This window comes from Microcystis sp. M090S1, from assembly GCF_020246295.1.
In the GTDB taxonomy this organism is placed as follows: Bacteria; Cyanobacteriota; Cyanobacteriia; order Cyanobacteriales; family Microcystaceae; genus Microcystis; species Microcystis aeruginosa.
Window position 1 is genome coordinate 1 of the sequence record NZ_JADBTF010000281.1, and the last position, 4926, is coordinate 4926.

4 protein-coding genes and 1 pseudogene are annotated in these 4926 nt (G+C 38.2%); 2 read left to right on the forward strand and 3 right to left on the reverse strand.

Features of this window, described 5'->3' with window-relative positions; genetic code table 11:
* Positions 1-526: 526 nt before the first annotated feature.
* Positions 527-1387 carry a sulfotransferase family protein gene (locus IM477_RS12400; RefSeq protein ID WP_287731970.1) on the forward strand — a complete coding sequence of 287 codons (861 nt, stop codon included), beginning with the start codon at positions 527-529 and terminating at the stop codon, positions 1385-1387.
* A 411-nt stretch (positions 1388-1798) separates the two neighbouring features.
* Here the strand turns inward: IM477_RS12400 and IM477_RS12405 are convergent, their stop codons facing one another.
* The gene (locus tag IM477_RS12405) at positions 1799-2548 is read right to left on the reverse strand and encodes an amino acid ABC transporter ATP-binding protein (RefSeq protein WP_287731972.1); all 750 of its coding nucleotides are present in this window, start codon (positions 2546-2548) and stop codon (positions 1799-1801) included.
* Positions 2549-2560: 12 nt separating this feature from the next.
* Complete coding sequence (locus tag IM477_RS12410; protein ID WP_287731973.1) at positions 2561-3010, reverse strand: DUF29 domain-containing protein; 450 nt, start codon at positions 3008-3010, stop codon at positions 2561-2563.
* Positions 3011-3209: 199 nt separating this feature from the next.
* Here IM477_RS12410 and IM477_RS12415 point away from each other — a divergent pair, with 199 nt between their 5' ends.
* On the forward strand, positions 3210-4328 hold the full coding sequence (locus tag IM477_RS12415) for a type I restriction endonuclease (protein ID WP_287731974.1): 1119 nt from the start codon (positions 3210-3212) through the stop codon (positions 4326-4328).
* A gap of 48 nt (positions 4329-4376) precedes the next feature.
* Here the strand turns inward: IM477_RS12415 and IM477_RS12420 are convergent.
* A pseudogene (locus tag IM477_RS12420) lies at positions 4377-4742 on the reverse strand (restriction endonuclease); the annotation flags it as partial.
* Positions 4743-4926 lie beyond the last annotated feature (184 nt).

The window sequence follows — 4926 nt, forward strand, 5'->3', positions numbered from 1 at the left end:
AATCAACAACTAAAGCTTATGCTTGTAGCTAAGTGAAATCATTGATTAAGAGACCTGTACTTTTCAATGACTTTTTGCCGCAAACCCTAATTAGGGCTTGCTGAATAAATCTAAAAACCTTGTTGGGTGAGACTTTTAGACTTTTTGTCAATCAAAAAGTACCAGATATGGGAGTGATCGGGGGGAAAATTCAGGGACTTTTTGAAAATTAGGTAATTGACCCCGGCGGTTCGACGGATTCGACAAGCTCACCGTCCACAAGCTCACCGTCCACTCGACTGATCTCGCCGAACGTCCTCAAAATCGGTAAAACCCTACACCCCACACCCCACACCCTGTCCCCAGGAAAAACTTTTTCAGCAGACCCTAATTAACCATCGACCTCGAAAAGGTCTTGACTATCAGACCCCCAATCCAGTAATATAGTGCTTCAGATCAGGTAGTCTACTGATTCGGATCAGATAGTGATGCAGTTCAGTGTTGAATTAGCCTTGCAAAAAATTACAGATTACAGATGAGCAAACAAATGATTAAAGACAACCATTTCATTGTTATTGGTGGACATAAGTGTGGTACAACTTCTCTCCACAGTTACCTCGGACAACACCCAGAAATATGTTTGCCAAAAATTAAAGGACAAGACTTTTTTTCTAGGATGGGAAATAATCAATCGTTCAGAAAATTTGAAGATTATATCGCTAGTTATGATGAAAGGGAATTGCTTAAAAGCAAAGTTAGCGGAGAGGTGTCTAGTGTGTATTTATCTTCAGATAAGGCCAGACAACTAATTAAACAATATATACCTGATGCTAAATTGGTAGTCATTCTTCGTCATCCCGTAGATCGCTGTATTTCTCATTTCTTGCAAACTGTTGAAATTGGGTCTCCAGATAACATAGACTTTCAAGATATTTTCTCATCAGCCCAAGAGCAAAAGGGAGTTTTGAGACTCAGCTTCTGTTCTCAAGACATACAAAAGTATCTAGAGGAGTTTCCCAAAGAAAACTTTAAGTTTATTCTATTTGATTCATTAATTAAACAAGCTAATTTTGTTGATTTATTTGAATTTATAGGGGTTGATACTAAATTCCAACCAGACACTTCAGCTATTATGAGAAAGGGGGGTATTATCGATGATAAAAGTATTAAAATAATCAACTATTTACGATCTACTATTGGTCAAGTGTTGAAACCCTTAACCACTAAAGAACAGAGACGCTTAATGACAATAAAAGCTAGAAATTATGTAACTAAAAAAATAGAAGTACCTCAATCAATAAAAGACGAACTTATGGATTTATATCGTGAGGAAATCGTAAAAATTCAAGGATTAACTGGTATGAATCTATCCAAATGGCTGGCTGAAAAACCACAAGTTATTGATTAGTTGAGAAACAAGAGTCATTTTAGTCTTGATAATTCAGGAGGCTAAACGACAATTGATTCCAATTAATTGGAAGGGCAATGGGTGTATTAGGTTCACTTAACAACCAATAGAGCGTTGGGTTTCATGCTTCAACCCAACCTACGTTCATCTTATATTTAATTCCACCCACCCACTTAACACTTTCTCTCACATATAGGTGAGCAGCAGAAGTTATTCAAAGAGGGCGAAGGCAATTCGCCCCTACAATAATATTATCGCACCAATGGTGGGGGCGCATCGCAAAAGAGGGCGAAGGCAATTCGCCCCTACAATAATATTATCGCACCAATGGTAGGGGCGCATCGCGTGCGCCCAAATCTAATATAGATATTTCGACAAAATTGAGATGCAGCCTCATCAAGTCATGGAAAATCAAAGAATTTTTGCTAAAAATTGCTGAGTTCGATCGGATTGAGGATTATTAAAAAATTCTGCTGGGGGGGCAATTTCCAAAATTACACCCTGATCCATAAATACCACTCGATCGGCCACTTCTCGCGCGAATCCTACCTCGTGGGTGACACAAACCATGGTCATCCCGGATTTGGCTAAACTTTGCATCGTTTCCAAGACTTCTCGCACCATTTCTGGGTCTAAAGCTGAGGTGGGTTCATCGAATAACATCACCTTCGGCTGCATGGCCAAAGCGCGAACGATTGCCACCCGCTGCTGTTGTCCTCCCGATAACTGAGGGGGATATTTAAGCGCTTGTTCGAGAATACCAACTTTTTCGAGGAGTTTTCTCGCTATTTCCTCCGCTTGCGCTTTTTTCCAACCGCGAACCCACATCGGCCCGAGGGTGACATTATCTAATACCGTCAGATGGGGAAAGAGGTTAAATTGTTGAAAAACCATGCCGACTTCCTGACGGATTGCCTCGATATTTTTCAGGTTGTGGGAAACAGTTATTCCGTCAATAATAATGCGGCCTTTTTGATAGGATTCCAACCCGTTAAAAGTGCGAATAAAGGTGGATTTTCCTGAACCAGACGGCCCCATAATCACGACAACTTCCTGTTTATTAACGGTGAGATTGACTCCCCGCAAAGCATGAAAGCGGTTATCGTACCATTTTTCCACTGCTTCGGCAATTATAATCGGTTCACTGTTGTGAGAGTCCATATTTTTGAGAGTTTATTGATTATCTGTATCGGGAAACCACTGTTTCTCAAGAATTTGTCTCAGAGAGTAGGGACAAATTATCGGTAAATTTTTTAATCCTGTCTTTTTTTCGGCAATTAAGCGAGCGTTTTCATAGATATTTTCTAACTCTAGTTCTATAAATTTGCTTAAATTGGTGGTGAGCTTATCTTCTAATTGTACTCGAAAAGTGATAATCTCTGCCGCCCAATGATTACTATTTCTTTCTCTTTCTGTCGTCCAAAATTGATAGAGTAGGAGATGGATTATTATTTGTAAACTTAAACTTTTAACAGCAGTTTTTTCGCTTCGTCCCAAAGCTGCCAACTCCTCGATTAAATGTTCGTAATCTAACTGATCTAACTGACGATTTTTTAATAACTCGATCGTCTCGCTTAACCAGCGATCATACTCCCGTTCATAAAGCTGTTCTAAAGCAAGCATTATCTTTGATCAAATGGGGACATTATTAAAAATAACCCATTCCTAGAAATGATAGCACAAAATATCCGGATGGCACGGGATTAGTGTAAATATTTGTGAATTAATGATGATGACAGTCAAAAATGCTTGACCCTGAGGTAAAAAAAGGTTAAATTATGGTTAGGCTGAGAACCCACACATCCTAGATAATGAGGCTATCATGGATTTAATCGATAAACTCAAAGCAATTGCCCAAAAAGTTGAAACCTCTCGTTCTCAAATCCAAAACGAACAGGCAACCAAAACAGCTTTTATTATGCCTTTTTTGCAAGCATGGGGTTACGATGTGTTCAATCCCATGGAAGTTCACCCCGAATATAGTGCCGATTTAACTGGATTAAAAGGGGAAAAAGTAGATTATGCTATTTGTTTGGACAATCAACCGATTATTTTGATGGAATGTAAAAGTTGTCATCAAAATCTTGAGCATCCTAAACATAGTTCCCAACTGCATCGATATTTTAACGCAACTGGAGCTAACTTTGGAGTTTTAACTAATGGGATTATCTATCGGTTTTATACGGATATCGTCAAGGATAATATCATGGACGATAAGCCATTTTTTGAGTTTAACATTCTCGACTTTGACGACTCTTCTGTTAACGAATTAAAACGATTTTCTAAATCTAGCTTTAATTCTGACGAACTAGAAGAGGTTGCTCGCAATTTATTGCACACAAAAGAAGTTAAAAAAGTGATTGCCCAGCAATTAAATGATCCTTCCCCCGAATTTGTTAAGTTTTTTGTTAGTCATGTGTATTCTGGGGTGAGAACTGCATCGGTTGTCGAAAAATTCAAAGAAATTATTAAGCGTTCTCTCAAAGAGTATATCAATGATATCATCAAAGAAAAATTTGAGGAAGTTTTAGGAAAAGAACCTGAAACAAATCCTCCTGATACATCAGCAGCAGAAGATACTCCACCAGAAGAAACAGGGGAAGATAAAATTAATACGACCCCCGAAGAATTGGAAGGATTTTACATTATTAAATCAATTCTACGGGAAGAAATCAATACCGCACGCATTCAATTCAAAGACACTAGAAGTTATTTTGGTATCAACTTAGATGGAAAAGTAACCAAAACAGTCTGTCGTCTGCGCTTCCATGAAAAAACTGGCAAGAAATCAATCAGTATTCCCGATAACGTGGAAACGGGGAAAGAAGCAACCACGAATATAGACAGTCTTGATGAAATTTATGGAGTCGCTGAATTTCTGAAATCTCGTATCCGCTATAGCGGTGTGCAGTCGTATGAGGTACAGTGTCACGAGCTATAAACCATGCTAGGCAAAGCTTGGTCTGTATCTCACTCAAGCGCTTACCGCTATAATTCTTAAACTGGCAGTACGATTTAGGCTATCATCTAACTTTTCATAAACAAAAATAATTAAGGAATATCCCAAGCCAAAAATTTTTTGTCTTGCGGATTTAAAAGGACAAGATGATTGAGGTTGTTTCATGCTTGTTACTTTGATATCTACTAACAAATCGGGAAAATCAATCCCACTAGCTGAATTACCGTCAAGAAAATTATATTTTTCCTTTAGATATAGTTTAAACTTTTGTTCTAAGTAAGTTCCGATCGCTTTACCATCTGTAACACCGTAGAGTGAAGATTCTTGATGTTGAGATTCCAAAGCTGAGAAGACAGCCGCCTCCTCACATAACAATTCTTGGTTCAATCTTGCCATAGATCATACAGGGTTTAAATCAACTCTAGCAGAAAAATTTATCTATAGCAATTCTTGGAGCTATGAGGTACAATGGAAAGCAAATAGACAAATAATAGAACTTACCAGCTTCCTATGAGACCCTATTCCGTAGATTTTCGCCAAAAAATTATCGATGTCTGGAAGAAAGAAAAAATTTCCATTC